The sequence below is a fragment of the Pseudanabaena sp. PCC 9330 genome (genome assembly GCF_055795045.1).
The window spans coordinates 1-330 of sequence record NZ_JAYFES010000038.1; the positions used below are offsets into that span (position 1 = coordinate 1).

Genomic DNA, 330 nt, shown 5'->3' on the forward strand with positions numbered 1-330 from the left:
TGTTCCAGGCTGAGCACAACATTCTGATGCACCCCTTCCACATGTTGGGCGTTGCTGGTGTGTTCGGTGGTTCCTTGTTCTCCGCCATGCACGGTTCCTTGGTGACTTCTTCTCTGGTGCGTGAGACCACCGAGACCGAGTCTCAGAACTACGGCTACAAGTTTGGCCAAGAAGAAGAGACCTACAACATCGTGGCAGCCCACGGCTACTTCGGTCGTCTGATCTTCCAATACGCCAGCTTCAACAACAGCCGCAGCCTGCACTTCTTCTTGGGTGCGTGGCCTGTGATTGGCATCTGGTTCACCGCGCTGGGCATCAGCACCATGGCGT

Annotated in this window: 1 pseudogene; it reads left to right on the plus strand. The window is 56.1% G+C overall.

From position 1 onward, the window contains the following. A pseudogene (locus AC0QKW_RS00705) lies at positions 1-330 on the plus strand (photosystem II q(b) protein); the annotation flags it as partial.